21 protein-coding genes and 2 pseudogenes are annotated in these 25889 nt (G+C 61.0%); 5 read left to right on the forward strand and 18 right to left on the reverse strand.

The genetic code is table 11. From position 1 onward, the window contains the following. Nucleotides 1-759: a hypothetical protein gene (locus tag EKM88_RS10325; protein ID WP_125705899.1), complete on the forward strand. Its 759-nt coding sequence runs from the start codon at nt 1-3 to the stop codon at nt 757-759. A gap of 72 nt (nt 760-831) precedes the next feature. On the opposite strand, the gene EKM88_RS10330 is transcribed toward EKM88_RS10325, so the two are convergent. From EKM88_RS10330 to EKM88_RS10340, 3 genes are all read right to left on the reverse strand, one after another. Then, nucleotides 832-1824 carry an alcohol dehydrogenase catalytic domain-containing protein gene (locus EKM88_RS10330; protein WP_125705901.1) on the reverse strand — a complete coding sequence of 331 codons (993 nt, stop codon included), beginning with the start codon at nt 1822-1824 and terminating at the stop codon, nt 832-834. Continuing rightward, nucleotides 1821-2540, reverse strand: a complete 720-nt coding sequence (locus EKM88_RS10335; protein ID WP_125705903.1) for a DUF3658 domain-containing protein — start codon at nt 2538-2540, stop codon at nt 1821-1823. The genes EKM88_RS10330 and EKM88_RS10335 overlap by 4 nt, the downstream gene beginning before the upstream one ends. 150 nt (nt 2541-2690) lie before the next feature. Continuing rightward, entirely contained in the window at nt 2691-3602 is a 912-nt protein-coding gene (locus EKM88_RS10340) for a CPBP family intramembrane glutamic endopeptidase (protein WP_125705904.1), read from the reverse strand. 248 nt (nt 3603-3850) lie between these two features. Here EKM88_RS10340 and EKM88_RS10345 point away from each other — a divergent pair, with 248 nt between their 5' ends. Further along, nucleotides 3851-4219, forward strand: coding sequence for a bacteriocin immunity protein (locus EKM88_RS10345; protein WP_225418471.1), 369 nt, complete (start codon nt 3851-3853; stop codon nt 4217-4219). Nucleotides 4220-4428: 209 nt separating this feature from the next. Here EKM88_RS10345 and EKM88_RS10350 read toward each other — a convergent pair whose 3' ends face one another. From EKM88_RS10350 to EKM88_RS10400, 12 genes and pseudogenes are all read right to left on the reverse strand, one after another. Beyond that, nucleotides 4429-4725, reverse strand: a complete 297-nt coding sequence (locus EKM88_RS10350) for a bacteriocin immunity protein (protein WP_125705906.1) — start codon at nt 4723-4725, stop codon at nt 4429-4431. Between the two features lie 346 nt (nt 4726-5071). Next, the gene (locus EKM88_RS10355; RefSeq protein WP_125705908.1) at nt 5072-6385 is read right to left on the reverse strand and encodes a PTS sugar transporter subunit IIC; all 1314 of its coding nucleotides are present in this window, start codon (nt 6383-6385) and stop codon (nt 5072-5074) included. A gap of 11 nt (nt 6386-6396) precedes the next feature. Next, nucleotides 6397-6927, reverse strand: coding sequence for a GrdB-related putative oxidoreductase (locus EKM88_RS10360; RefSeq protein WP_125705910.1), 531 nt, complete (start codon nt 6925-6927; stop codon nt 6397-6399). Nucleotides 6928-6984: 57 nt separating this feature from the next. Then, nucleotides 6985-7941 carry a N(4)-(beta-N-acetylglucosaminyl)-L-asparaginase gene (locus EKM88_RS10365; protein ID WP_125705912.1) on the reverse strand — a complete coding sequence of 319 codons (957 nt, stop codon included), beginning with the start codon at nt 7939-7941 and terminating at the stop codon, nt 6985-6987. Between the two features lie 303 nt (nt 7942-8244). Further along, nucleotides 8245-9558 carry a Sapep family Mn(2+)-dependent dipeptidase gene (locus EKM88_RS10370; protein WP_125705914.1) on the reverse strand — a complete coding sequence of 438 codons (1314 nt, stop codon included), beginning with the start codon at nt 9556-9558 and terminating at the stop codon, nt 8245-8247. Between the two features lie 34 nt (nt 9559-9592). Then, on the reverse strand, nt 9593-10327 hold the full coding sequence (locus tag EKM88_RS10375; RefSeq protein ID WP_125705916.1) for a GntR family transcriptional regulator, LSA1692 subfamily: 735 nt from the start codon (nt 10325-10327) through the stop codon (nt 9593-9595). Continuing rightward, nucleotides 10305-10697, reverse strand: a pseudogene (locus EKM88_RS13620) (aspartate 4-decarboxylase); the annotation flags it as partial. The pseudogene EKM88_RS13620 and the gene EKM88_RS10375, both read right to left, overlap by 23 nt. Further along, a pseudogene (locus EKM88_RS10380) lies at nt 10689-11789 on the reverse strand (SPASM domain-containing protein); the annotation flags it as partial. The pseudogenes EKM88_RS13620 and EKM88_RS10380, both read right to left, overlap by 9 nt. A gap of 451 nt (nt 11790-12240) precedes the next feature. Further along, the gene (locus EKM88_RS10385; protein WP_125705921.1) at nt 12241-13752 is read right to left on the reverse strand and encodes a sulfatase-like hydrolase/transferase; all 1512 of its coding nucleotides are present in this window, start codon (nt 13750-13752) and stop codon (nt 12241-12243) included. After that, the gene (locus EKM88_RS10390; protein ID WP_164512077.1) at nt 13749-14540 is read right to left on the reverse strand and encodes an endonuclease/exonuclease/phosphatase family protein; all 792 of its coding nucleotides are present in this window, start codon (nt 14538-14540) and stop codon (nt 13749-13751) included. Before EKM88_RS10390 ends, EKM88_RS10385 begins: the two co-directional genes overlap by 4 nt. After that, nucleotides 14540-15931 carry a sulfatase-like hydrolase/transferase gene (locus EKM88_RS10395; RefSeq protein ID WP_125705925.1) on the reverse strand — a complete coding sequence of 464 codons (1392 nt, stop codon included), beginning with the start codon at nt 15929-15931 and terminating at the stop codon, nt 14540-14542. Before EKM88_RS10395 ends, EKM88_RS10390 begins: the two co-directional genes overlap by 1 nt. Nucleotides 15932-16024: 93 nt before the next feature. Continuing rightward, nucleotides 16025-16864, reverse strand: a complete 840-nt coding sequence (locus tag EKM88_RS10400) for an AraC family transcriptional regulator (protein ID WP_125705927.1) — start codon at nt 16862-16864, stop codon at nt 16025-16027. Nucleotides 16865-17601: 737 nt separating this feature from the next. On the opposite strand from EKM88_RS10400, the gene EKM88_RS10405 reads away from it, so the two are divergent. The 3 genes from EKM88_RS10405 to EKM88_RS10415 all read left to right on the forward strand — a co-directional run bounded on the left by EKM88_RS10405 (nt 17602) and on the right by EKM88_RS10415 (nt 21963). Next, nucleotides 17602-18210 (forward strand): YitT family protein, encoded by a 609-nt coding sequence (locus EKM88_RS10405; protein ID WP_125705929.1) that lies wholly within the window; start codon nt 17602-17604, stop codon nt 18208-18210. Nucleotides 18211-18431: 221 nt separating this feature from the next. Beyond that, nucleotides 18432-20183: an ABC transporter ATP-binding protein gene (locus tag EKM88_RS10410; protein ID WP_125705931.1), complete on the forward strand. Its 1752-nt coding sequence runs from the start codon at nt 18432-18434 to the stop codon at nt 20181-20183. Then, a complete protein-coding gene (locus EKM88_RS10415; protein WP_125705933.1) occupies nt 20176-21963 on the forward strand; it encodes an ABC transporter ATP-binding protein in 1788 nt (595 codons plus the stop codon). The genes EKM88_RS10410 and EKM88_RS10415 overlap by 8 nt, the downstream gene beginning before the upstream one ends. Nucleotides 21964-22014: 51 nt before the next feature. On the opposite strand, the gene EKM88_RS10420 is transcribed toward EKM88_RS10415, so the two are convergent. The 3 genes from EKM88_RS10420 to EKM88_RS10430 all read right to left on the reverse strand — a co-directional run bounded on the left by EKM88_RS10420 (nt 22015) and on the right by EKM88_RS10430 (nt 25712). Beyond that, entirely contained in the window at nt 22015-22560 is a 546-nt protein-coding gene (locus EKM88_RS10420; protein ID WP_125705935.1) for a hypothetical protein, read from the reverse strand. Between the two features lie 4 nt (nt 22561-22564). Next, on the reverse strand, nt 22565-23143 hold the full coding sequence (locus tag EKM88_RS10425) for a histidine phosphatase family protein (protein ID WP_191988718.1): 579 nt from the start codon (nt 23141-23143) through the stop codon (nt 22565-22567). Nucleotides 23144-23459: 316 nt separating this feature from the next. Continuing rightward, the gene (locus EKM88_RS10430) at nt 23460-25712 is read right to left on the reverse strand and encodes a heavy metal translocating P-type ATPase (RefSeq protein WP_191988719.1); all 2253 of its coding nucleotides are present in this window, start codon (nt 25710-25712) and stop codon (nt 23460-23462) included. Nucleotides 25713-25889 lie beyond the last annotated feature (177 nt).

Here is a 25889-nt window from a genome sequence, read left to right on the forward strand (position 1 = left end):
ATGACCCCATTCTCTGGCGATTGGATCCGCGACACACTCACCCTGACCCTGCCCGATGCGCAAGGGACGCTGCACCTCGCCGCCGGCCTAGTGCCGGCTGATGCTGCAGCCGTCACCCTTTACTGGCACGCTGCGCACCTGATCGGCATCGACGGGGTGCCCGCGGATACACCGGTGACGCGGACCCTGACGATCATCCCCCCTGTGACGCTTGAGCCGGCCTACCTCGCGCGCCTCATTGCCGAACAGGCCGACAGCGCCAAGCTCAAGCTGGTGCAGGCCCCGACTGATGCCCTGCCGGCCAACCACCGCGCCTCGGCCCTTGCCTACTGGACCACCCTCACCCCGTTGCTCACGTTGCTTGGCATGACCCTTGCGCCGCAAAAGAGACCGGCCAAGGCGCAGCACCGCTGGCGCGCCGCTGTGGCCAAGGTGCCGTTCACCACGACCTTTGGCGGCAGTCAGGCCACTGTTTACTGGGCCAAGCGCAACGAGCTGGTGATCAAGGCGGGCGCCAAGCTCAAGCCACAAGCCGACCTGAACGCCGATGGGAGCCTGGGTTTTGCCGCGCGCTTTGCCCAGCAACTGCGCCAGGAGCACGCCGCCAGCATCAGTGCCGACTTCACGACCACTGAAGACGTCACGCTCAAAAGCGTCAATGAGGTCGGTCACTTTTTGTACTTCGCCAACACCAATAGTTGGCTACAGCTCACCGACCCCGAAGGCAAAACCATCGATGCGTGGACGGTCGTTAAGTAATCCTGCCAAAAAAATCCGTCGTGCAAGCAACGATCAGTTGCCTGCACGGCGGATTTTTGGCAGTGCGCTCAATCAACTTGGTTGGGGACCAGCACGATGCGCGCACGGTGGTGGGTGCCAGCCGCCAAGGTGGTGGGTGCCAGCCGCCAAGGTGGCGTGCGCCCACGCGGCGTCTTCGAACGGCCGTACCAACAGCGGCGCATCGAGCAGCTGACCGCGCGCAAAGGCGCCGTTGAGCACCGTTGCCGCGGCGGCCAACTGGGCGGCCGTGGCGTGGCTGATGACAAAGCCGTTGAGCCGCTTTTGCGCCATGTAAAACGCGCGCACGCCGAACGTGAACCGGTCATCCGCCGGCGCGGTGATCAGCGTCACCGCACCGCCGAGCCGCAGCGCATCTAAGTTGGCCTGCAGCGCCACGCGCCCCGAAGTGTCCACGACATGGTCAAACGTGTCACGCCACGCCGCCGGCAGCGGGTCATGATAGTCCTGCCACTGCGTGCTGCCAAGGGCCGCAAGCTGCGCCCGGTCTGCCGCCGCGCTGGTCGTGGCCACCGTCAGCCCAAGGTGGTGCGCCAGCGTCACGAAGGCGCGCCCGACGTGGCCCGCGGCCCCTTCCACCAGCAAGCGCTGACCCGGCTTGGCCTGCATCACCGCGCTGAGCACGATCGCGGCCGGCGCCCCTGGGTGCAGCGCCGCCACCAGCACCGGCGCTGCGACCCGATCAGGTGCGGGGTACAACCGGTCCGCCGCCACGGCCACCAGCTCACTCGTGGCGCCCGGCCGGCCTTCGTAGCCCGCCGAGTTCGTCCACACTCGCTGGCCCACGTGCACGGTGGTGACATCACGCCCCACCGCAGTCACCACGCCGACCAGATCCCGCCCCACCACATGCGGCGTTGCCAGCGCGGTCTGAAAGGCGCCGCTGCGAATGAAGGTGTCCACGTGGTTCACTGCCACGGCCTCGACCCGCACGATCGCCGTGGTGGGCGTCAGCGTGGGCGCAGGCAGTTCGACTGCGTGCAAAACCGCAGGCGCCCCGAATTGATCAAAAACGATTGCTTTCATTCTGCTGCCCTTCCTGTCTGCACCAGCCGATAGCGCCACCACCACTCCGGCACATTGAGCTGCGTCTGGCCCATCGTTCGCCCGAGCACGGCCGTGGCTGATTCGTTCGGCCGGTGCGGCGCCAGAAACCGGTCAAAGAAGTCTTCCGCCACACCGATCAGCTGCCCCTCCAGCGCGATCCGCACCGGCGCCGCCTCATCCTGCAGTTGTTGCCACTGCCAGTGCAACGCCTGCCGCAACGCCTGCCGCAACGCCATTGGCTGCGGCGTGGCCGTGACCGTCAGATGACGCAACGCCGCTTCATCCAACTCCCGTGGTGCGGCCATGGTCGTCAGCGTTGCGGCCGCCCCGTCGCCATGGGCGGCAACCAGTGGGACGTGCACCGCGGTCAGCGGATTGGGCGCCGCGGCCAACTGCTCGAACACCCACAGCTGGCCCAACTGGTCCTCCGCCGTGTCGCTCCACCACAGCCGCAGTGGCACCCCGCTTGCAACGGCCGCCTGAAACGCAACCCGCTGCCGCTGAAAGCCCGCCCAGCACTGAGTGGCAGTGACGCGCGGGCGCGCATACTGCGCCTTGCGCGCCCAAAACGGATCCGTTCGGTCATCCCAGCGCGTCAGCGCACCGAACTGCGCCTCCAGCGCCAGTGTCAGCACCGGTTGCCCCAGCGCGTGCGCTAGTGTTCGGACCAAGGTTTGGTTGAACACGAGTTCCATTTTTTCGCCCCCTTTTGGTGCCTTCAGTATACGCTCACGCAATTAATAATGGGGATCGGAACGTGCACACCACGCGACGATCCCCATTTTGACTGTTTCAGCACACCTCGCCCGCAAATTAGCTCACGGTCAGTCTTCCCGTTTGCGTGATCAATCATCTCGGGCTTCAACATTCGTGCCCTTGCCGTTCAGCGACAATCGTTTACTAAAGCTGCCCTTGGGACCACTATTTTGAATTATGAATAATACTGCCGCAATGGCGATCAAGTGCACAACAATCGAAGTGGTGCTACTTTCCAAGCCAAATACACCGCCAGAAGCCAACGGATTATTCGCAGTGGCGGACGACTTAACGATCAACCCAATATTTGGCAGCCCAGAAACCGCGGTGCCAAAGACGATCCCCTCAAAAAAGTTCCAAATCGCATGAAACCCCGCACCCATCCAAATCGACCCACAAGCCAATCGGACCAACGACATTAAGATCCCGAATAAGAAGATCCCTAAGGCTGCCTGTTTATTGAAGCCAGGATTGCCAAGGTGCAGGCCCATAAAGAGTAGCGCGTTGAGCAAGACTGCTGTCAAAACGTGCCCCTGTTCGAGCCAATACCCCATGACATAGCCGCGACAAACCAGTTCCTCGAATAACGACTGAATCATGAATCCAAACAGATAGAGGACGATCAACCACAAGTGGCTTGCCTTAAATACCACGCTGAGAGCGTAGCCACCTTGAATGAGGATCAAAGCCCAGATCACAGTGAACACGATGCCCCCCAGCAACAGGCCCCAGAGATAGTCGCGGTCTATGTTTATGTCACTGTTTGAAGTCCCCAACAACAGTGGTCGCTGACGATACCTCACCAACATGGCCAAGACTGCGATCCCTTCACAATACAACATTGACAGCAGATAAAAATTCAGCGGCAGGGAGCGGACGTTGACCTGAAATACGCCTAAAACAATATCCCCGATTCCGGATAAGGCAGCCCAACCAATCGCAATAAGGAAGACAAGTGCGCCCTCACCAAGGCGATGTTGGATGATTTTGACTTTGTTCATACTTCCTCCAAATAAACCCCCGGGGTCAGCCGGTTGCCATCCCTAATTTGACTGACAAGTTGCCCAAACAAGCTGGACTATCCTCATCCCGCGCCAGTTGCCCGAGCGCATGCACCAACTTCTGCGCCAAGGTTTGAATGCCCACAGCTACCCTCTTTTCGCCTGTTTCGTGCCTTCATTATACGCCCGTATTTTCTATTTTTGACTTGCCTGATCAAAAGAGCTATCCTCCAAATGTGGTCTTCTAGTTGATCTTTTTCCAGGGGATCCTCCATTCGAGCCAGCTGAAAGGTGATGAAACCTTGCCAAATCTCGCACAACAACATGATGTCCCCAGCTTAATTCACAATCTATACAACAGTTTGGCCGAGCAGGATCACGAGGAGACAGCCGAAATTCGTGACGTGCTGTTGCGTTCCTATCGCCACCTGCCTCAAAGAGACCCGATCGTTGTCGCAAACAAACTCGCCAACTATATCCATTTCATCGGCTATACTGAAAAAATCACATTTACTGACCAACAAGACGCACTGGTTACACAGCTGAGTCAGGCTGGTCAACGCGCTGGTTTAAACGGATCGTATCGCGCCTGGTACGGCGATAAGAATCAATTCTAAGCATAATTGTCGCTGGCAACCGTGCCAGCCCTAGCTCGTCATATTGCGAACGCCTCAACACTCAAAATTGGGTATTGAGGCGTTCGTCTCGTTTACAGGGTGTTCGCTAAAAAGGCCTAACATGGTTGATCGTGGTCATGCCCGTAACCGATAACTGGATCGGTCTATTGAACAACCTCACCACCAATACCGAACGAGTTTATCTGCAGTCAGTAACCATACCTAATATTTGCCAAGGCCATGAGTTGCTTCAATTTGCGCGATTGATCCGCGGATAAAGTCAGACCGCTTTTTATCATCGCGTTCGAAACTTCTAGATTCATCCGGCTCAAGATGAACGGAACGCTGGATTCCTTCGCCACCAGCTCACGCCGATACTTTAGTAGCATATTCTGACCCATGGTATTCTCAGGGGCACCGTTCAGCTCATGGCGCAAGTCATCAATAATTTTTATCGCTTGTGCCGCTCTATCCGTGCCACCCGCGAACCATTTTAACGTTGTCATGGTCTTTCCCCCTGTCATATGATAGTTGTTCAATGCAATCTTAGTTCCCAACAGTCACGATTTCAATGTGTCACACGTGAAGTGCGTGGCAATCAGGCCAACGCCGAGATTGGGATGATAAAGCGGTTGGCTCAGCTTGGAAAAAGCTAACCTAGTCCGGGATCATTCAGAATTCCAACCTGAGCCTGCATTTATCCCAACCTCGTCAAGGGCCCGCTAACTGACCCGTCTGCGTTACCCAAGCGTGCATCACACTAACAGCAAAAAAACAGGGACACCCCGCATACTGCGGTGGCGTCCCTGTTTTTTTGCGCACTCAATTGTTTCTAGTCCCTAAGCCAACCCCTCAGACTTCACTAAAGTCGATCTCAAGGTCAGCCTCGGCTGCGGCTTGTTCGTCCCCTAAATACTGCTTATCCAGCATTTTGACGAACGGATAGTAGATGATGATCCCCAAGACGATTTCGAACAGCTGCAGGACTGAACCGGTCCAGCTCCCAGTGGCGAGCCAGCCGGAGATGATCGGTGGTGTGGTCCATGGCAGCAGCACGCCGTTGGTGTACGGCACCCATCCGATGGTGAAGACGATCCCAGAGATCAGGGTGTTCAGCACCGGCACCACGATGAACGGAATGGCGATGATCGGGTTCAGCACGACCGGCAGCCCGAAGATGATCGGTTCGTTGATGCCGAAGATGCCTGGCAAAATCGCCAGTTTGCCCAGCTCACGAATGCGCTTGGACTTGCAGATAGCGAACATGACGATCAAAAGCGACAGCGTGCTCCCACCGCCACCGTAAGTGGTAAAGATATCAATGAATGGCTGGGTGTAAATGTGTGGCAATGGCAGGTGGTTCTGGAACGCTTTCAGGTTGTCCTGGGTGAGGACGAAGAAGATCGGCGACCACACAGAGTTGGTGATGGTCGGTCCGTTGATCCCGAAGCACCACAGCAGACTGGCCAGGAAGTTGTACAGCAGAACGGATGGCAGCGAGTTGCCGACGTGCTTGAGCGGCGCCTGCAGCATCGAGTAGATGAAGTTATACGCGGTGTCAAACGGGCTGAGCGTGAAGGCGATGCGCACCAGGAAGAAGGCCACGATGACCATCGCGCTCGGGATCAGCGCGTCAAAGGACTGGCTGACAGCCGGCGGCACGCCATCGGGCATCTTGATCGTCCAGTGGCGCTTAACGGCAAAGCGGTAGATTTCAACGCTGAAGATGGCGATGAAGATCCCGAGGAAAATCCCGTTGGGGCCAACGTAGGTCAGACCCACGGCACTGGTGGTTTGCTTGCCGACTTCAACGGTCGTTGGGGTCAGGATCAGGAAGCTGATCAGCGCGACAACCGCGGAATGAATGGCTTCAAGTCCCCGGTTTTTCCCGTAGGCATACCCGATCGCCATACAGGATAAGATCCCGGTGAAGCTGAAGACGGAGTTGGAAACCGCGCTGAACCAGCTGGTCCAGCCTTCACCCAGAATCCCGGTCCAGAAACTTTCCCAACCCGGGATCGGGAAGTTGGCCAGCAGCAGGAAAATAGAGGTGACGATAATCAACGGCGTGATGATCAGGAACCCATCACGCAGGGAGCGCAGGACCACGTTATTGCCGAGCTTTGTGGCCACAGGCATCAGGATCTGTTCGAACTTCTTTTGCATGGCTACCCCTCCTAACTGTGGTAACAGAATTCAGATTTGAATGTCGCGAGGTCGCCGCCTTGGGTCACGATCTGGCAACCGGTGGCCAAGTTGGCGATGCCATCGGACAAACCGGTACCGCCCTTCTTGGGCATCTTGACGATGGCCAGGCGGTCCTGGAACTCGCTGAGCGCGTCCGCGTTTTTCTCACTGGCGCTGGCCACCAGTACCGGAATGTCGGTCGTGTCTTGGATGTGCGCGGCAATCGCCATCGCCATCCGGGAAAATTCCGGGTAGTCGTAAGTCGGCCCGGCGATCACCACATCGGCGCCCATTTTGGTCGCCATTTTGGCAAACTTGTCCTGCACTAGCGTTGGGTTGTCCGCATAATACGCCGTACCGCAGTAAAACGTGGCCATGATGCTGCCATCGACCTTAGCCAGCGCCTTATCGATGGTTTCCGCACTCCCCATGGCCAGCTTCTTGCCGCCCAGTGGGGTATCGGCCCGCTCCTTGCCCCCGAGGCCGGACTGAATCTGATCTAGAATAATAATTGCTTTCACGGTCAATCCTCCTTTATCATTCGGCGTGTTGCCGCGCAACACGCGCCCATTGTGGCCCTACTCGATTGGTGCCTTGATGCGCTTCTCGTACGCGTCCAGCCAATCCTGCGTGATCGGTTCGATCAGCGTGGAATGCCCGTCCACGCCCGGGTGCGCGATCAGAATGCGCGGTGCGGCCTGGTCGTTGCCGACGCTGAAGGTGAACTCCACGTTGGTCGCCACGCCCCACTCGCCGCGGTTGTTCATCGCCACCAGCGAAAACTCTCCGGCCTTGCCGTAGCGCTTCTTGAGCTTCGCGACGAACGGATAAACGGCGTGGTCACAGGCTTCCTGCGGCGTCTCGCCTTCGCCCATGCGCCGAACGATCTCATACGAGATGCAGCCCTTCATGATGTCCTCGCCCAAACCGGTGGCCGCAGCACCGCCGATTTCGCTGTCCACGTAGTAGCCGGAGCCGGACAGCGGCGAGTCGCCCACGCGGCCGGCCTTTTTCATGAACAGGCCGGAGGTGGAGGTGGCGGCGGCCATCGAGCCAGTCGTGTCGAGTGTGATGGCACCGACCGTGTCGTGCCCGTCGTATGGCGTCATATTCTCGGTGGCCAGCTCAGCCAACCGTTTTTGCCAGCGGGCCTTGGCGCGGTCCGTCAGCATGTTCGTCATTTCAAAGCCGTTGAGCTGCGCGAACTTGGTCGCGCCGTCCCCGACGCGGAAGCTGTTGTAGTGCTGGTGACTAAGCGCGCGCGCCACGGACACGGCGTGCATCACATTGTGAATGCCGCCCACGGCCCCTTGCGCCAGCGTGTCGCCGTCCATGAAGGCGGCGTCCATTTCAACGACGCCTTCCTCGTTCGGCAGGCCACCGTAGCCGACGCTCTTGTAGTACGGGTAGGCCTCGACCACGTTGATCAGGGCCTCCACCGCGTCACCGGCTTGGCCGCCGGCAGTTAAAAGGTCACTGGCTTTGACGACACCATCATGCGCCATCCGCCAAGTTGCAATCGTTCCCCAAGTCATTGAATCAGTCCTTTCAGAGAGCAGAACAACGCGGGTTTAGCAGTTCGAATCGCCTAGCTAAGGCGCTTGGGGCGGTCTTGGCCCCGAGTGACTTAGCGTCGCGAGGCGCACCTGCGTTGCGTTGTGGCGCTCGTTTCAAATGTGGCAAAACATGTATTTAGCAGAGCCCCTCGCTTAGTTCCTGTTTGAAAATCTCGGGTTTCGGCCCAGCCAGATCATTGGCAACTGCCACCTGTAACACGTTCAGTTGAAACAGATATCGTTGAGACACGCAGGGGCTCTACTTCACGGACCCCTCAGCCCCTAGTTCGTCACCAGCCGGTCGATGGCCGTCATGTAGATCGTCATGTTGGCGATCAGGTCTTTCTCGTCCATCCATTCGTCTTCCTTGTGCGCGATGCCTTTTTGACCGGGGAAGGACGGGCCAAAGGCAATGATGTTAGGCATCTCGCGCGCGTAGGTGGCGCCGGTGGTCGTCACCGGGGTGCCGTCCAAGCCAGTCACCTCCGCGTACACATCCGACAGCACCTGAATGAACGGGTCGTCCTTGGCGTGCAGGGTGCCGGGCATGCTGCGGACGATGTCGACCGTGGACCCGGTCGGTACGTGGGCCTCAAGCCCCGCCGTGACCTGCGCCTCGGTGAAGGTCACCGGGTAGCGCATGGCCAGCTCAAGCGCGAGGCCGCCGGGCACTTTTTCAAGCAAGTACGGGGTGACGATGAGGGTGCCGCTGTCGGGATCGGCAAAGTCGATGCCCAGGCCCTCCCCATGATGCTTGTCGCGTAGGCTGGCGTCCAGCCACTGGAAGTAGTCGAAAAGTGGCCCCTGCACCAGGTGGTGGCTGACGATCTGCTGGGATAACAGGGTCAGCGCGTTGACACCCAGCTCCGGCGCGTTACTTGGCGAGCGCTTGCCGTGCACGTGCAGCGGCTGGCTGGCAACGGTCACGCGCAGGTCATCAGGCACGTGGTCCTTGGCCTGGTCACCGGTAATGGGGCCCAGCTCAGCGAGTGCGGCCGCGGGGAGCGAGGTGGTCACGCGGTAGTTGACGATCCCGCGCTCCCCGTACACGACCGGGTACTTGCAGTCCGGGGTCCAACCGAACGTCGGCGCCGGCTCACTCGCGAGATACATTGGGATGTCCCCGCTACCGCTTTCCTCGTCGGAGCCAAAGATCATCCGAACCGTGCGGCGCGGTTGCACGCCCAGGTCCTTGAGCAGCTTCATGCCAAACAGGCAGGCGAACGCGGGGCCTTTATTATCGAGGATGCCGCGGGCGTAAAAGCGCCCGGCGCGCTCCGCCAGGGTGAACGGATCGCTGGTCCAGCCCGTGCCGGCGGCGACCACGTCGAGGTGCCCGACGATGCCGATGTAGTGCTGGTCGTCATCCCCCCACTGGGCGTACGCCATGGCGTCATTGACGACCTTGGCCTTGAAGCCGTACTGGGTCGCCAGCGCCACCGCAACGTCTAATACCCGCCGCGGTTCCTGCCCGAACGGGGCGTGCGGCGCCTTGGCCCCACGCACGCTGGGCACTGCGATCAGCGTGGCTAGGTCACGCACGAATTCGTCGCGCGACTGGGCAATGGTGGCTTGAATCGTTGCAGAATCTAACATAGAGACTCCCTTCTCGCCGCATTCGGCGGCGGCATCACGCCCGCCCGAAGCGGGTCAGCGTGGATTTGAACGTGTACTTATCGGCGCGGTAGTACGAGGTGTCGTAGAAAATCGGCTTCGCATCCGCGGTGTAGGTCACCGACGCGACGCGCAGTAGTGGGTCCCCCACCGGCACCTTGAGCAGCCGGCTCATCTCCGCGTCCACGAGGATCGCCTCGATTTCCTGATGGGAGTACGCGATGTCGACCCGTTGGCTCAACAACGCGAACAGCGAGCCGGCAAAGTCTGAGGCCAGCGCGTCACGGACATACTCGGCGCAGATCACGATCTGTTCCAACGTCATCGGGTCATCCCCCCAGAACCGCCGCCGGGTCAGGCTGACCACGGTCGGGTCGAGGCGGCGATCCAGCTCGAGCTTCTCGCGCACCGTGGCGCTCGGGTCAGGCAGCGGGCCGTAGTGCAGCACCTCGGTTCGGCTGGTTTGACCATACGCCTTGGCCGCCTCGGTGAACCCCTGCAGGCCCAGCCGGCCGCTTTCGACTTTCGCCGGGTCGTGGCCGGACATCACGTAGGTGCCCTTGCCTGGGTCCTTGACCAGCACCTGGCGCTGCACCAGCGCGTCGATCGCCTTGCGCACGGTCAGACGGCTGACGCCGAACTCCTTGGCCAGGTCGTACTCTGACGGCAGCTTTTGCGTTGTGGCGTAGCGCCCCTCGCGCACGCGCGCCGCAAGTTGGGCGGCAACCTCATCGAATTTTGTGGTCCCCATCCGGGCCACCTCCTTGGTGATGCCAGCTGGCATAGTCTTGGTCAAACAGGGCAATGATGCGCTGGCCCACCGTCGCGTACTGCGCGGTGGCCAGATTGGCGAGGCTGACGCGCACGGACCAGGTGTCGCTGCCGAACGGACTGGTTTTGAGCAGCATCAGGTGCTCGCGCTGCGCCAGCTGCACCAAGATCTGCGTCGGCGTGGTGTGCTTCGCCAAGTACTTGGCAAACGCGATCCCGTAGCGTTCCTTCACCCACTGCATCAAGTCGATGTCGCAGTAGTAGGCCGTGTCCAGCGCCGCCAGCGGAGGCCGCAGCCCCAGCACGCTGAACAGCTGACGCTCCCGCTCCCGGCAGATCGCCATGACCTGCATGATCTCCTCCGCGCGCGGCAGCACCGTTTCAAGCACGGTGCGATAGCCGCAAAAGCGGTTGGACGGCGCGACATACATCGCGTCTTTCATTCGCTTGCAGCCGCCGCAGCACATTTTTTTGAACGGGCAGGTGTCACAGTACGTCGGCAGCGGCTGCTTGTTTTTCAGCCAGTCAAAGGCGATCGGTTGGCTGAACAGCTCGCGCAGCGTCGATTCCTGAATGTAGCCGAGGCGGTACTCGTCCAGCGCGTAGAAGTCGCACGGGTACACCGACCCATCGGCCTCGATCACGTACTGGATCTGGCACTGGCCTGTCAGCCCGCAGGCGTTGACCTGACCGTGCAAAAACAGGTTCAGCACGTCATCAAAGAGCTTGATGGAGCGGTAGTGGCCGCCCTTGAGCTCGTTGAGCCACAGCGGGAACAGCTGCTGGTAGAAGCTCGCGAAGCGTTCGGGGGTCAGCGCAAAATCGCTTTTGCTCGTCGCATCGAGGTCGTCCAAGCACGGGATGAACTGCACAAACGGCACGTTTTGTTCCTGAAAGAACTTGTAGACCTTCTGCGGGTGCTTGGCCAGCTCGTTGGTCAGCACGCACAGCACGTTGTAGTCAATGCCAGCCTCATCGAACAGCTCCTTGGTCTGGAGCACGCGCCAAAACGTGCCGCGCTGGTGCGTGTCCACACGGTTCAGGTTGTGGTAGAGCGGGCCGCCGTCGATCGACAGCCCGACCAGGAAATGATTGTCACGCAACAGCGGCACCCAGAGCTTGCTGATGATGGTCCCGTTGGTCTGGATCGCGTAGTGCACGGTCACCTGCTTGGTCTGCTGGTTGATCACGTCGATGAAGTGCTCGAAGTAGCTCAGCCCCGCCAGCGTCGGCTCCCCGCCCTGAAAGGCGATCGACAGCTCGTCACCATCGTTCAGGTCGGCGTAGATGTTCGGGATCATTTCGTCGACCAGGGCTTGCTTCATCTTGCCGTAGGAGCGGACCTCACGAATGGAACTGATGTTGGCGTAAAAGCAGTACTTGCAGCGCAGGTTGCACAGCGCCGAAGCGGGTTTGATGAGCAGGTTAACCGTTTTTTTCATGATGGGGCCTTTCCGAAATCGGACAACATTTTAAATCGTTGTCGATTCCTTTTTGAATCTAATTTTGAGTCTATCGCTTCCGTTCGGCTGCGCTTCGAGTCGAAACGAATCGATCAACCCAATTTCCAATGCGTTTGAGGCGTTCACAACCAGAGGACGGCCGCGCGGCCAGCGGCACTGGAAGCGAAGGCGGGTGGCGAGCCAGCGCGCTTGCCGGCAACGCCGCAAGCCACCGTAGGGAGCACCGCGACCGGAGGCGTGAAATTGTTGTTAGTCGGCGCACTTTGCCGGCTTACAACAAGGGCGGGTCTGGAGACCTGTGCTTCCGGTCGCTTCGCTTCCTCCAGCAGCGCGCGAGCTGCGCTGGCATGCAGGCTCCAGAGAACCCCACGCGTTCCGCCGCCACCCGCCGAAGCTGGAGGTGTTGCTGGCTGCCCACGAGATTAAGCAACTAGAACTGCCGGCCGCTCTCGCGCTCGTTCAACGGCAAGCGCATGTGATTGAATTCATAGATCAAGTTGTCGTGATGGGCGATCATCCAGTCGCGCATCGCCAGGCGCAGGCTGTGCAGCGTGTTCTGGTAACCGACGTTATCGACTTGGTTGACCATTTCGTGCGGATCCGTGGCCAGGTCGTACAGCTCGTCGATGTCCCCGGAATTGAACACGTACTTGAACTGACCGCGCCGCAGCATCCGCTGGGAGAACAGGACGCTGCCAATGCCGGAGCACTCGGTGACCACCGTGTCCGGCCAATCGATCGGGGTCGCCTCGATCAGCGGTCGGAACGATTGGCCGTCGCGTTCGCGCTCGGCCTTGCCGACGCCGGCGTAGTCGAGGATCGTCGAGTACAGGTCGACGCTGGTGACGAACGGCGCGATGCGCGTCTGGGCCTGCTGCTGCGGCAGCTTCAGCATCAGCGGCACCGTGGTGGTTTCGTCATACATGAAGATGGCCTTGTCGAACAGCCCCCCGTGAATGCCCAGCGATTCGCCGTGATCGGCGGAGAAAATGATCAGCGTGTTGTCGTACATGTCGTTGGCTTTGAGCCAAGCAACCAGCCGGCCGATCTGATAGTCGATCGAGGTGATCTCGGCGTAGTAGTGCTTGATGATCGGCTCAAGCTCATCCCAGCTGCTGATGTTGCCGCGCTTGAGGTCGTGCACCCGCGGTTTTTGACTGCCGGCCGGGTCCTGGAAGTTCGGCCACGGCGGCAGCTTCACGTCGTCGTATTCGTGCAAGAACTCGCTGGCAACGAAGTACGGTTCGTGTGGGCCCCAGAAGTTCAGCTGGAAGTACCACGGCTCACCGGCCGATTCGAACTGCTTGAGGTAGTGCTCGGTGCGATCGACCAGGAACTGGTCGATGCTGGTGTCTTTGCCGCTGGTGATCTGCCCCGCCTGGTGGCCTTCATAAAACCCGTTGATGCGGTGCTCAATTTTGAGTTCCTTGCCTTGGGCTTTGAGCCAGTCCAAGTACTCAGGGTAGCCGAACCCACCGAAGCCGTGGCCCGGGAAGTCGTCGCCGGTGTAGCCGATGTGCGTCGGCACGGAATCGAAGCCCTTGGCGTACTCGGCGAACTGGATGTCACCCATGTAGTGCTGGAGGTACTCGTCGTGTTGAACGTTGTAGATGCCGCTGCCCAGGTGCCACTTGCCGGTGTAGCCGGTTTGGTAGCCCGCCGCGTTCAGCCGCCGGGACAACAGCTCCGGTGTGTCCGGTAGCTCCTGCACCATGTTGCCGTAGTTGTACGAGTTCGTCAGCATGCCGTGGTGCATCGGGTACAGCCCAGTTTGCAGCGACGCGCGCGCCGGAGTGCAGATCGGACAGGTCAACACGGTGGCTTGCTGGGCCAGCGCGTCGATGTTCGGGGTCTTGCACAGCGCCCCGTCAAAGTACGCGTCCAGCGTGTCCTTGCGCTGCTGATCCGTCAAAATAAATAACACATTCGGGGTTTTACTCATGATTGGCCTCCCAACTCGACCTCAAGCGTGACCGGAAAATGATCCGAGGCGTAGCGTCCATCCGCCGTGGCCGTCGTGTCCACGGTGTAACGCTGCACCCGCACGGCCGCGTTGACAAAGAAGAAATCCAGGCGCTGCACGGCCTGCGTGGTCACCGGCGCAAACGTCTCCTGGTCCGGCCAAGTGCCGTTGAACGGATCCACCTTGGTCGCCGCGATCAGCGCGGCGTCCTGCAGCGTCGCCGGAACCGCCTGATAGGCCACGTCGCCCGGCTGCATGTTGAAGTCGCCGCACCAGATGATGGGTACGCCACCGGCCAGGTAGGGCGCCAAGAAGGCGGTCACCTGCTGAACGCCCAGCACCCGGGCCGCTGCGATCCAGTCATCCAAATGATTGGCCACCACGACCAGCTCTTGGTCGTCTTTCAGCCGACGCAGGTGCGCCCACTGGAAGACTCGCTTGTTGCCCGTGCCCGGAAACGTGCTTGGCACGATCGGCGTGTGGGCAACCCACCGGTGCCCCGAGTCGAGCAGGTCGAACTGCCCCACGCGGTAGTAGATCACCGTGGCCTCGCCTTTGCTGAAGCCGTCATCGCGCGGCACGCCAACGTGCGCGTAGCCCGGTAGCTCGTTCAAGTCGACGTACTGGTGCGGCAGGGCCTCTTCCACGGTAAAAATGTCTGGCGCAAGGCGCGCCAGGTTCGCCAAGACGCCCGCGCGCCGCGCCGGCCAGCGCCAATCGCCATCGTTCGGCGTGTCGTAACGCACATTGTAAGTGGTAATGCGCATCATTTTTCCTCCCGGGCCCAGAAGTCCTGCCCCTGTGAAAACGCCAAGTCGCCTTGCGCCGCCGCCATCACGCGCAGCTGGTGGCGCAACTCGGCCACGATCGGTTGCGCCGCTTCGGTCTTGGCCAGGTCCACTTCCTCCAGCGGGTCGGTGTGCCGGTCGAAGAGCTGCGTATGGGAGCCCTGCACCGTCCGGTATTCGATCAGTTTGTAGTCCGGGGTCACCACCCCGCGAATCTTATCCGTGAACTGCAGGTACACCGCGTCGCGCCCGGCGTTTTCGCCGTGGATCTGCGGCAGCAGGCTGTGGCCAAACATGCCGTCTGGCTTGGGCAAGCCCACGTAGTCGAGGATCGTCGGCATCATGTCCAAAAGCAGCGCCTTGCCCGCCACGCGGTGGTTGACAGGAATGTCCGGACCGGCGAGGATCATCGGAATGCGGATCGAGTTGTCGTACAGGTTCTGCTTGCCCATCAGCCCGTGCTGGCCGAGGGAGATCCCGTGGTCAGCCACGTAAACGATCAGGGTGTTGTCGAGCTGGCCGGTTTCCTCAAGCGCCGCCACGATGTCGCCCACGCGGTCGTCGATGTGCGTGATCATCGCGTAGTAGTCCGCGATGTGGCGCTTGACCGCCGCGATCGGCCGCGGGTACGCCTCCAGCGACTCGTCACGCTGGGCGCGCATGTCAAACTCGAACGGGTGCTGCGGGAGGTAGTTGTCCGGCACCGAAATCGTGTCAGGATCATACAGCGCGCTGTACTTGCTTGGCATCGTCCGCGGATCATGCGGTGCCATGAACGCCCCGTACATAAAGAACGGCTGATCGTCTTCGGCGTGTTCATGGATCTTTTCGATCATCGTGTCGGCGAACAGGTCGGTGGAGTGCTTGCCGATGTTGATGCGGTCGGCCGGCAGGTCGATGATGCGCTTAGACGAAAACGGGTCCTGGACGAAGCGCTTGAAGTGGTCGTACTTGCCAGTCGGGTCGTAGTCGTTGACTGGCACGTTCCAGTGGTCCCACATGCCGCCGAAGAAAATGTTGCCGCCATCGTTGAAGCTGCGGGCAAAGGCGCGCGTGCCGTTGTGCCACTTGCCGACGCCGATGCTGGTGTAGCCGCCTTTTTGCAGCTCCTCACCTAGCAGCGCCTGGTCGTCTGGGATCGTATCGCCATCGTCCTCCCAGCTGGTCACATAGCGACCGGTGTGCAACATCGCACGCGAAGGCATGCACACCGCGCCGCTTGAGCCACCCGGGATGAAGGCTTCCGTGAAGCTGGTGCCCCGGGCCACCAGTTGGTCGAAGTTGGGGGTAATAATTTCGGGGTTGCCCAGCGCGTGGATGGTGTTGAAGCGCTGGTCATCGGCAATCATCAAGATCACATTCCGTTTCAAGAGCGTCACTCCTTTGAGGTTATAAGTTCAGTCTAACTGGGTGTGAAGTAAGCGCAACCATTTATTTGTGAAAAGTTGGCATACCCGGCAATACTATTTATCCCACGCGCCTTGCACCGCGGATGGCGGCGACCCGTAGTGTTGCTTGAACAACCGGCTGAAGTAAAACGGGTCCTGATAGCCGACCGCGCCGGCCACCTGATTGACCGGCCAGTCCGTGTCCCGCAGGATCTGATGCGCTTTTTTCAGTCGCAGCTGGGTCAAAAACGTCATCGGGCTGACGCCGTTGACCGCCTTGAACGTGCGGGACAGGTGGGCCGGTGCCACGTGCAGCTCCGCGGCCAACGCGGTGAGCGTCAACGCCTCACGGTAGTGCGCCTCCAGGTAGTACGTGGCCGCAGCCACCAGCGCCCGCTGGTCTGTCGTCGCCGCCGGTTCCCCAGTCATCACACGGTCGGCGCTGACCCGGTTGTCCGGTAGCGCCCGAAGCAGCAGGCACAGCAACTCGACCACCTGCGCCTGCACCATCACATCGTGCCCAAAGGCCCCGGCCGCCTGACTCTCCGCCGCCACCCGCCGCGCGCACGCCATGAAGGCCGCCTGTTGTTCCCCCAGCGCCACCACGCTGTCGGCAAACGGTAGCGCCCCGGGGGTCACCCCCGGCAAGGCTAGCTCGCGCAGGCCGATGTGCAGTTGCGTGCTGTGCGTCCGCGGCTTCTGAGTCTCCTGGTGCCAAACCCCTGGGTTGAACAGCAGCGCCTGGCCGGCCGTGACGTGCTGCCACTGACCGCTGATCCGGTAGTCGGAGCTGCCGTCCAGCAAGATCGACAGCTCGATGAAGTCGTGCTGGTGATACGGATACGTCCCCGGCCGCGCATTATGGAACGTGAACGCGTACAGCAGTTCCGGGGCAAAGTTCTTCAGATCAAACACGGACAGGGACCTCCTTTCAGACCCAGAGCGACACGGCGCGGACTTAGCGAGACGGCGTTTGACGAGCGCGCGAACCTGTACTGCCGGACTCCGGCCCAGCCAGCGGCGCTTCCAGTACCGCTGGCTGAACCTCCGTCCTCTGACGGTGAGCGACTTGGATAGCCAAGATAAATGGCGACATCAGAAATTTAATCGCGATTTAACTGTGCGACTGCGTGCTTCGTAGATCTTGTCCCACCGCAAAATCCTTCTACGTTCAAAGTTCAAGCACTCGGATCAGAACCAATTCAGACGCTTTAAGCACAGCATAAATTTGCGCCGCAATCGTCATGCCTTGTTGATGAAACCATTTCGGCTCAAAATTGAGCCGTTCTAAATCGAAGGGCGGAGGCCCAGTCGGTGACACCGGAAGCGGAGGCGAGCGGCGAGCCAGCGTGCTTGCCGGCAACGCCGCAAGCCACCGTAGGGAGCATCGCGACCGGAGGCGTGAAATTGCTGTTAGTCGGCGCACTTTGCCGGCTTACAGCAAGGGCGGGTCCCGAGACCAGACTTTGGCTCGGGGGAGCCCCACGCGTTCCGCCGCCGCTCGCCGGAGCTGGAGGTGTTACCGGCTGGGCCGGAGCCCAGCACGTAAAACCACACCAGCCTTCGAGTTAATAAATAGTTTAATATGGCCATTCACAATCCGTTACATATTCTTTACAATACGGGTATTCTGCACGGAAAGAAGGTTCCACATGAAACAAACGACGACGCTGAGCTCGCGTGAGGCCATCACGGACCTGATCGGTGTGATCATCGGCAACGGCATCACCGCGTTCGCATACTCCTGGGTGCTGGTGCGGCTGAACGTCATCTCCGGCGGCGTCACCGCCAGCGCGATGATCGCCGGCCGCATGAGTCCGTGGTCGGTCACGGTTTGGACCAATACCATCACGCTCGTGTGCCTAGGCGCCTCACTGGTATTCCTCGGCCGCCGCAACTTCGTCAACTCGCTGGTGTCCAGCTTCAGCTACATGGGCTGGTTCAGCCTCGCGCAGAGCTGGCAGCCCGACAGCACCGGACCGGTTTGGCTCAGCCTGCCCATCGCCGGGATGATCGTCGGCGCCGGCTACTTTCTGTGCATCGACCACCACGCGTCGACCGCGGGGCTGGATGTGTTTGCCTTGGTGGTGAACGCCCGCTGGCCGCGCGTCTCGGTGGCGCTTGGCCTGCGCGTGATCAACTTCACCGTTCTCGGCATCGGCGCCTGGACCTTTGGCCTCCGCTCGTTTCTGCTCGGGCTGGTCTTCATCATCATCTACACGCAGACCCTGGCGAGCTTGGAAAAACGCTTCGGTCACTAAATCAAGCGCCTGCCTTGCGGGCGTTTTTTGTTTGGGTTCACGCCTTAGTGTAAGCGGCCGCACCCGCCCGCTTCAATCGCCAAACTTAAGGAATAATGGTCAAAAAAGTCCAAGGTTTCCGTCGGTTCTCTCCATTCATTCCCCCAGCGGTTCTCGGATAATCGGGGATAGAGAAAAAGCCGGGGCCGCCACGCGAGCGCCCCGGCTTCTGGGAGGCAAACATGAATCCTTACACTTGGGTTTGGCCCTATGTTCGGCGCAATCGGTTCCAGCTGATCGGGGCCACGGTCCTGATCGTTTTGAACGCCCTCGCCATCGTGGTGGCGCCACTGTTAGGCGGGATGATCGTCGACCAGGTCATCGAAGGTGGTCACACAGAGCGGCTGGTGCCGATGCTCGCCATCATGATCGGCGTCACCTTGGCGCGCACGATCATGCGCTACTGCTACACCATTTTGTTCGAACGGCTGGGCCAAAACGCACTGTTCGACATTCGCCACGACCTGTTCGCAAAACTCCAGTCGCTGGACTTCACGTTCTTCAACACGACGCGCACCGGCGACATCATGGCGCGCCTGACCGGTGACACCGAGGCGATCCGCCACATGCTGTGCTGGGTCTCCTACAACGCGATGGAGTGCGTGCTGTGGTTCTTGGCCGCGGTGATCGTGATGAGCGTCATCAACGTGCCGCTGATGATCGCGCTGGTGGTGCTGACGCCCTTGATCGGCTACCTGACCTTCAAGATGAGCGGCCAGGCCCTGCCGGTGTTCTTCAACATTCGCCAGAGCTTCGCGCGCCTGAACACGATGGTCGAGGAAAACATCTCCGGCAACCGCGTCGTCAAAGCCTTTGCCCGCGAGGCCTACGAAGTCAAAAAATTCGAGAAGCTGAACCGCGACTACAAGGCGCAAAACATGGCGTCGGCTACGATTTCGCGGCGCTATCTGCCGCCGCTGGACTTTCTGGCGTCGCTTCTGACGGTGATCGTGCTGCTGCTCGGCGGCGGCTTTGTCATCGCTGGGCGCATGTCGTTGGGTGACCTCGTGACGTTCAACGGCTTCTTGTGGATGCTTAACCAGCCAATGCGCATGAGCGGCTGGCTGATCAACGACATGCAGCGCTTCGCCGCAGCAACCGTCAAGATCCGCGCGATGATGGCAGCGAAGCCCGCCATCACCACACCGGCCGTCGCAACCCCACATGTCATGCACGGCGCGGTCACCTTTGACCATGTCGGCTTCGCCTATCCGGACGCGCCGGCCACGCCGGTGCTGGATGACATCAACTTCACCGTTGAACCCGGCCAAACCATGGGCGTGCTGGGCGAAACCGGCGCCGGCAAGTCGACCTTAATGGATCTGATCGCGCGCTTCTATGACCCGACCACCGGGCGCGTCTTGATCGATGGCATCGACGCCAAGGACTGGCCGGTGCACACGTTACGCGACCAGATCACTGTGGTCATGCAGGACCTGTTCCTGTTTTCCGACACCATCGGCGACAACATTCGCTACGGCAACCCGCAGGCGGATGGCTCGTTCGTCCGCCAGATGGCCAGCATCGCGGCGGCCGACCAGTTCATCGCCGCCATGCCGGACGGCTACGACACCGTGGTCGGCGAGCGCTGCGTCGGCCTGTCCGGGGGTCAAAAGCAGCGGCTGTCTTTGACCCGGGCGCTGGTCAAGGACCCGCGCATCCTGATCCTCGATGACACCACCAGCGCTTTGGACATGGAAACGGAAGCCGAGATCCAGCAGCACCTCGCAACGGCTGCCGCGCACAAAACGGTGTTCATCATCGCCTCGCGCATCTCCAGCCTGCGCCACGCCGACCAGATCATTGTGCTGCGCCACGGCCGCATCGTCGAGCGCGGCACGCACGACACACTGCTGGCGCAAGGCGGCTACTATGCGGAAACCTACCAGCGGCAGCTCGGAGCTAATGAGGAAGGCGGTGAGGACAATGGCTAAGCGCAACACCTACAACGAAGACGAAACGCTCAAGCAGTCCTTCAACTGGCACGACTATGCGCGCCTTGGCCACTACCTGCGGCCTTACCGCGGTAAGCTCGCGCTGGCGCTCGGGTCGATTTTGCTGGGCAACGTCGCCTTGATCCTCGGCCCGTACCTGACCAAGGTCGCCATCGACACCATCATCCCCCATCACGACATGCTGGCGCTGAGCCTGCTGTCCAGCGTGTTCCTGATCACCCTGCTGGTGGCGTGGGCCTGCTACCGCTACCGCATCTGGACGATCACCGAGATCGGCCAGGACCTGCTGCGCGACATGCGCACGGACCTGTTCACCCACCTGCAGACCCTGCCGTTTGCCTACTTTGACTCGCGCCCGCACGGTAAGATCCTGATCCGCGTGGTCAACTACATCAACACCCTGTCGGACCTGCTGTCCAACGGGCTGATCAACCTGATCTCGGATTTTATCAACCTGCTGGTGACCCTGGTGTTCATGCTCGCCATCAACTGGCGCCTGACCCTGTACAGCCTTGTGCTCCTGCCGGTGCTGTTCATCTGGACCTACGTGATCCAAGTACAGCAGCAAAAAGCATTCCAGGCCCTATCCAACAAGCAGTCCAACCTGAACGCGTTCATTCACGAAGGCATCGCCGGCATCAAGGTCACCCAGGGGTTTGCCCAGGAAGCCAACGCGATCAACGCCTTTGACGCGGTGGCTGAGGAAAACCGCGTCGCCTACATGCGCGCCGTCAAGGTCCAGTACGCGCTGTGGCCGGGGGTCCAAAACATCGCGACCCTCACGACGGCGCTGATCTACTACATCGGCATTCAGCACGTCGGCGTGGTCGTGTCGACCGGGACGCTGATCGCGTTTCTCGGCTACATCACAAACTTCTGGAACCCCGTCATCAACATCGGCAATTTCTACAACTCGCTGATCACCGCGACCGCCTACCTCGAGCGCATCTTCGAGACGCTGGACGAGGCGCCTGAGGTGACCGATGAGGCTGGCGCCTTCACCCTGCCACCGATCCACGGCGAGGTGGCCTTCCAGGACGTGTCCTTCAAGTACGCGCCGGATGAGCCCGAGATCCTGCACGATGTCAGCTTCCACGCCGGCGCCGGCGAAACCATCGCGTTGGTCGGTCCCACCGGTGCCGGTAAGTCCACCATCATCAACCTGCTCTCGCGCTTTTACAACGTGACCGACGGCGTGGTGGCCATCGACGGCGTGGACATCAGCCGCGTCACCCTGGCCTCCCTGCGCGCGCAGATGGGCGTGATGCTGCAAGACACCTTCATCTTCTCCGGCACCATCCTCGACAACATCCGCTACGGGCGCCTCGACGCCACCGAAGAAGACGTGATCGCGGCCGCCAAAATCGCGCGCGCCGACGATTTCATCCAAACCCTCGCGGACGGCTACCACACCGTCGTGCAGGAGCGCGGCGTCTCGCTGTCGGCCGGTCAGCGCCAGCTGATCGCCTTTGCCCGCACCCTGCTGGCCGACCCGCGCATCCTGATCCTCGATGAGGCCACCGCCGCCATCGACACCCACACCGAACAGCTCCTGCAGGCCGGACTGGATCAGCTGCTGAAAGGCCGCACCAGCTTTATCGTGGCACACCGCCTGTCCACCATTCGCCGTGCCGACAAGATCCTTGTCATCGACCACGGCCGCATCGTCGAAAGCGGCACGCATGACGCGCTGATGGCAGCCCACGGTGCCTACTTCCAGCTATACGATGCACAGCTGCGGATGCTGCAAGCGCTGTAACCACTCAAAAACCAGCCCTGCTTGGCGCGAGGGCTGGTTTTTAGTCTGCTGTTAAAGTGGCGCAACATCACGGCCTGGCACGACAAACCGCGTGATGGTATCATCCCCTGTCCGCAACCGCCAGCAATGCCGCTGGTCGTACAGGTAGATGAAGGTGAAGCCACTGGGTTGCGCCAGCGTCCGCAGGTGTGCGCGCAGGCGGCCGATGTCCGGCGCGTCCGGCAGCATGAACAGGAATAGGTTCTGCTCCGGGAACGGCGCGTAACCCGGCAGCAGCCGCGTTTTACGCGTCAGGGCGGCGATCAAGTCGTTGCCCGACCCCCACTTGGCGCTGGGGAAAAACACGTCCCGCGGGCCGCCGGTCGTGTGGCCGAGGTGCAGGCGCAGCGGATGCGGCCGCCGCGCGGCCAGGTGGGCATCGGTCGCCAACAGCGCGGCCACACTGCGCTCAAGCGCACGCGTCACCTCAACCCCCACCCGCCCCGGCACCTGAATATCGGGCCGGTCGGCGTTCACCGCCGCCGCGTACTTGTCTGGTTCGATCTGCGTCAGCACCTGCAGGGCACGAATTTCTTCTGGATGCACGCGATTGGGCATGGGCTCACCCCCGGGGGTGCAGCGGGTCGATCACCTGCTGCAACGTGAACTGGCCCGCGTCATACGCGTACTGCACGATGGCGCAGTTGGGCAGCCGCCCGCCTGGCAGCGTCACGGCCGCGTTGGCCCACAGGCGTATGAAGTGGTGGATCGCACCCGCGTGTGACACCATCAGCACGGCCTGCCCCGAAGCACTCGCCATCAACTCAGCCACCGTGCCCCCAACGCGCGCATCGATCGTTGCATCGGCCTCGCCACCATAAGGAACGAAGAAGTCCCCGTACGGCGGCGTGGGGTTCAGGTACTCCGCCTGCCCCTCAAAGCGTCCGAAGCCACACTCACGCAGGCCTTTGACCCGCGTATACGGCTGATCGCACACCAGCTCCAAGGTGTCTGCCGCACGCTCCGCGGTGGAGCAAAACGCCGCGTCAAAAGTCACCCCTTGGGCATCGAACCACGCGCGCGCTGCCTGCCCCTGCACGATCCCTGCCGGCGTGAGCGGCGAGTCGCACCATCCCTGGATGCGGTGAAGCACATTGAACAGCGTCTCGCCGTGGCGCATTAAGTAAAGTGTTTGGGTCATCTTGCCACCTCCTGCTCCTTCAGTGTAGCAGAAAAAACGGTTACATGGCCCAAATTTTCGGCGCCGCATGACCCCCTGGCAAAGACGTCCGCAGCGTTCGTGAGACCGGCATCGAATCCTTCAACCACCACAATCGTTCAGCCCAAAGAAACGGCCTCACACCAGATGAATACTGGAATGAGGCCGTTTAGAAACAGACAAAAGTTTAGCTTATTTCATCTGTCAACTTGACAGGGCTGAGTGCAGTTTCGGGTTTTACGCGGCGACTCGCTTATCCTCTGGGCGCAACCGCATTTTCTCAGCCTCGACCAATACCTCAACGATTCAACTTCAGGCTCATGGCGTTGAGTGCCACGATGATCGTGGAGGCGGACATGATGATCGCCCCCACCGCCGGGCTGAGGATAATGCCGCCCCCGGCCAGCACCCCCGCCGCCAGCGGGATCGCCAGCAGGTTGTAACCGGCGCCCCACCAGAGGTTCTGGATCATCTTGCGCGTGGTGGCACGCCCGAGTTGCAGGAATGTGAGGATGTCGTGCGGATCGCTTTTGACCAGCACCACGTCCGCAGTGTCGATCGCGACATCCGTACCGGCCCCGATCGCCACGCCGATGTCCGCGCGCGCCAGCGACGGCGCATCGTTGATGCCATCGCCGACCATCATCACGTGATGGCCCGCCTGCTGGTACTGCGCAACGATCGCCGCCTTATCCGCTGGCCGCAGCTCCGCCTGCACGTCAATGTCACCGAGCTGCTTGGCGATGGTCTGCGCGGCCGCTGCGTTGTCCCCGGTCAGCATGACCGGCGTGATGCCTTGCGCGCGCAACTGCTTGATCAGCGCCGGCGCCTCTGGCCGGATCGCATCCCCTTGCGCCACCAGCCCGAGGACCGTGCGGTCGTGCAGGAGAAAACTGATCGAGTTACCGGCCGCTGCCAGCTCGTCGTAGCGCGCGTGGTCAAAGGCCAGCCCCTGATCCGCCAGATAGCGCGCCGTCACGATAGCGTACGCCTGCCCATTGATCGTGCCGGTCAGCCCAACGCCTTGCTGCGCCTGCACGTCCGTCGCCGGTGCCACCGTCAGTCCCTCCGCCTTGGCCGCGGTCAAAATGCCGGTGGCCAGCGGGTGGCTCGAGTGCGCCTCAAGCGCGGCCAACTGGGCAAGCACTGTGTCTTCGGTAGCGGCCGTGAAGCTGACCACGGCATTGACCTGGAACACGCCCTGCGTCAGCGTGCCAGTTTTATCCACTAACACGTGATCGATTCTGCCGGCAGTCTCCAGCGCCTGCCGGTTGCGGACCAACAGTCCGTTGGCCGCGCCAAGACTCGTGCTGCGTGCGACCACCAGTGGGATCGCCAGCCCCAGGGCGTGCGGACACGCGATGACCAGCACGGTCACCAGCCGCTCCAGCGCGGTGTCCATGTTAGCGATACCCAGCCACACGGCAAAGGCCCCCAACCCAACCACTAGCGCGGCGTAAAACAGGTACCGTGACACCAGATCTGCCAGGCTCTCGGCCTTGGACTTGTCCTGCTGCGCGGCGGTCACCAACTTGGCCACCTGCGCGAGGTAGCCGGACTCGCCGGTGCCGGTGACGCGCACCGTCAGCGTCCCGTCCCCGTTGACCGACCCGCCGATCACCTGCGCACCCACGGTTTTGGCTACCGCCTTGGCCTCACCGGTGACCAACGCTTCATTCAGCGCGCTTGCGCCGGCCTCGATCACGCCGTCAGCCGGCACCTTCTCACCAGCGCGCACCACCACGCGACTGCCCTGGCTAAGATGTGCCAGCGGCATGTCTTCGGTCGTGCCGTCCGCCTTCAGGACATGTGCCTCACCGGGCAACAGCGCGGCCATTTTTTCCAGCACATTGCCGGCGTTCATCACCGCGTTCATCTCGATCCAGTGCCCCAGCAGCATGATGACGATCAGGCTGGCGAGCTCCCAGAAAAAGTCCATCACGTGGCCGCTCGGATTCAGGAAGTGATTGGCCACGAAGGCGTACAGGCTGTACAGGTACGCCACGGAAATACCCATGGCGATCAGCGTCATCATCGCCGGCGCCTTCTGCTGCAGCTCCGCCTTCGCCCCACTCAAAAACGGTTGCCCGCCATAGATGAACAGGAACGTGGCCAGCACCAGCACCACCCAGTCCGAGCCGGGGAACGTGGTCTGAAACGGCAGGTGCAGTCCCATGAACGGCGACAGCACAAACACCGGCACCGCAGCCACTAGCGACAGCCAGAACTTCTGCTTAAAGTTGCCATGGTGCATCGCGTGCATATCGTGCCCACCGGCCATGTTCATGTGGTCCATGTCGTGGCCGCCATGCATCGCCATATGGTCGTGACCCATCGCCATGTCGTGGCTGTCGTCATGATGCATTGCCGCGTGGTCATGGCCCATCGGCATTTTGCGGCTGTCGTCGTGGTGCATCGCCGCGTGGTCATGGCCCATCGGCATCTCGTGGCTGTCGTCGTGGTGCATCGCCGCGTGGTCGTGGCCCATCGGCATCTCGCCGTGCGCCGCCTTGTCTGCTTCTGGCTGCGGCTTCTCAGTTGATTTTCCCATGTTGTCTGCCTCACATTTCTTTTTGTCTACATTTGTAGATTATCTTTTTCGTCTACAAATGTCAACGAATGGCCATCATTTATTTAATTGTCTCACGCTGAAAGGACCCGGCGCACGTGACCCGCCCACGCCTGCGATTGCTGCCGGCAATTCGCGGAAGCGGTGCCAAGCGCCTAG

This window comes from Lacticaseibacillus daqingensis (genome assembly GCF_003946115.1).
Taxonomy (GTDB): Bacteria; Bacillota; Bacilli; order Lactobacillales; family Lactobacillaceae; genus Lacticaseibacillus; species Lacticaseibacillus daqingensis.

Excerpts from the sequence above, each read along its gene's own strand:
- EKM88_RS10340 (WP_125705904.1), bottom strand. The coding sequence starts at position 3,602 with ATGAACAAAGTCAAAATCATCCAACATCGCCTTGGTGAGGGCGCACTT.
- EKM88_RS10415 (WP_125705933.1), top strand. The coding sequence starts at position 20,176 with ATGGCTAAGCGCAACACCTACAACGAAGACGAAACGCTCAAGCAGTCC.
- EKM88_RS10375 (WP_125705916.1), bottom strand. The coding sequence starts at position 10,327 with ATGGGGACCACAAAATTCGATGAGGTTGCCGCCCAACTTGCGGCGCGC.
- EKM88_RS10335 (WP_125705903.1), bottom strand. The coding sequence starts at position 2,540 with ATGGAACTCGTGTTCAACCAAACCTTGGTCCGAACACTAGCGCACGCG.
- EKM88_RS10420 (WP_125705935.1), bottom strand. The coding sequence starts at position 22,560 with ATGCCCAATCGCGTGCATCCAGAAGAAATTCGTGCCCTGCAGGTGCTG.
- EKM88_RS10355 (WP_125705908.1), bottom strand. The coding sequence starts at position 6,385 with ATGCAAAAGAAGTTCGAACAGATCCTGATGCCTGTGGCCACAAAGCTC.
- EKM88_RS10325 (WP_125705899.1), top strand. The coding sequence starts at position 1 with ATGACCCCATTCTCTGGCGATTGGATCCGCGACACACTCACCCTGACC.
- EKM88_RS10330 (WP_125705901.1), bottom strand. The coding sequence starts at position 1,824 with ATGAAAGCAATCGTTTTTGATCAATTCGGGGCGCCTGCGGTTTTGCAC.
- EKM88_RS10425 (WP_191988718.1), bottom strand. The coding sequence starts at position 23,143 with ATGACCCAAACACTTTACTTAATGCGCCACGGCGAGACGCTGTTCAAT.
- EKM88_RS10410 (WP_125705931.1), top strand. The coding sequence starts at position 18,432 with ATGAATCCTTACACTTGGGTTTGGCCCTATGTTCGGCGCAATCGGTTC.
- EKM88_RS10350 (WP_125705906.1), bottom strand. The coding sequence starts at position 4,725 with ATGACAACGTTAAAATGGTTCGCGGGTGGCACGGATAGAGCGGCACAA.
- EKM88_RS10385 (WP_125705921.1), bottom strand. The coding sequence starts at position 13,752 with ATGAGTAAAACCCCGAATGTGTTATTTATTTTGACGGATCAGCAGCGC.
- EKM88_RS10365 (WP_125705912.1), bottom strand. The coding sequence starts at position 7,941 with ATGACTTGGGGAACGATTGCAACTTGGCGGATGGCGCATGATGGTGTC.
- EKM88_RS10390 (WP_164512077.1), bottom strand. The coding sequence starts at position 14,540 with ATGCGCATTACCACTTACAATGTGCGTTACGACACGCCGAACGATGGC.
- EKM88_RS10370 (WP_125705914.1), bottom strand. The coding sequence starts at position 9,558 with ATGTTAGATTCTGCAACGATTCAAGCCACCATTGCCCAGTCGCGCGAC.
- EKM88_RS10430 (WP_191988719.1), bottom strand. The coding sequence starts at position 25,712 with ATGGGAAAATCAACTGAGAAGCCGCAGCCAGAAGCAGACAAGGCGGCG.
- EKM88_RS10405 (WP_125705929.1), top strand. The coding sequence starts at position 17,602 with ATGAAACAAACGACGACGCTGAGCTCGCGTGAGGCCATCACGGACCTG.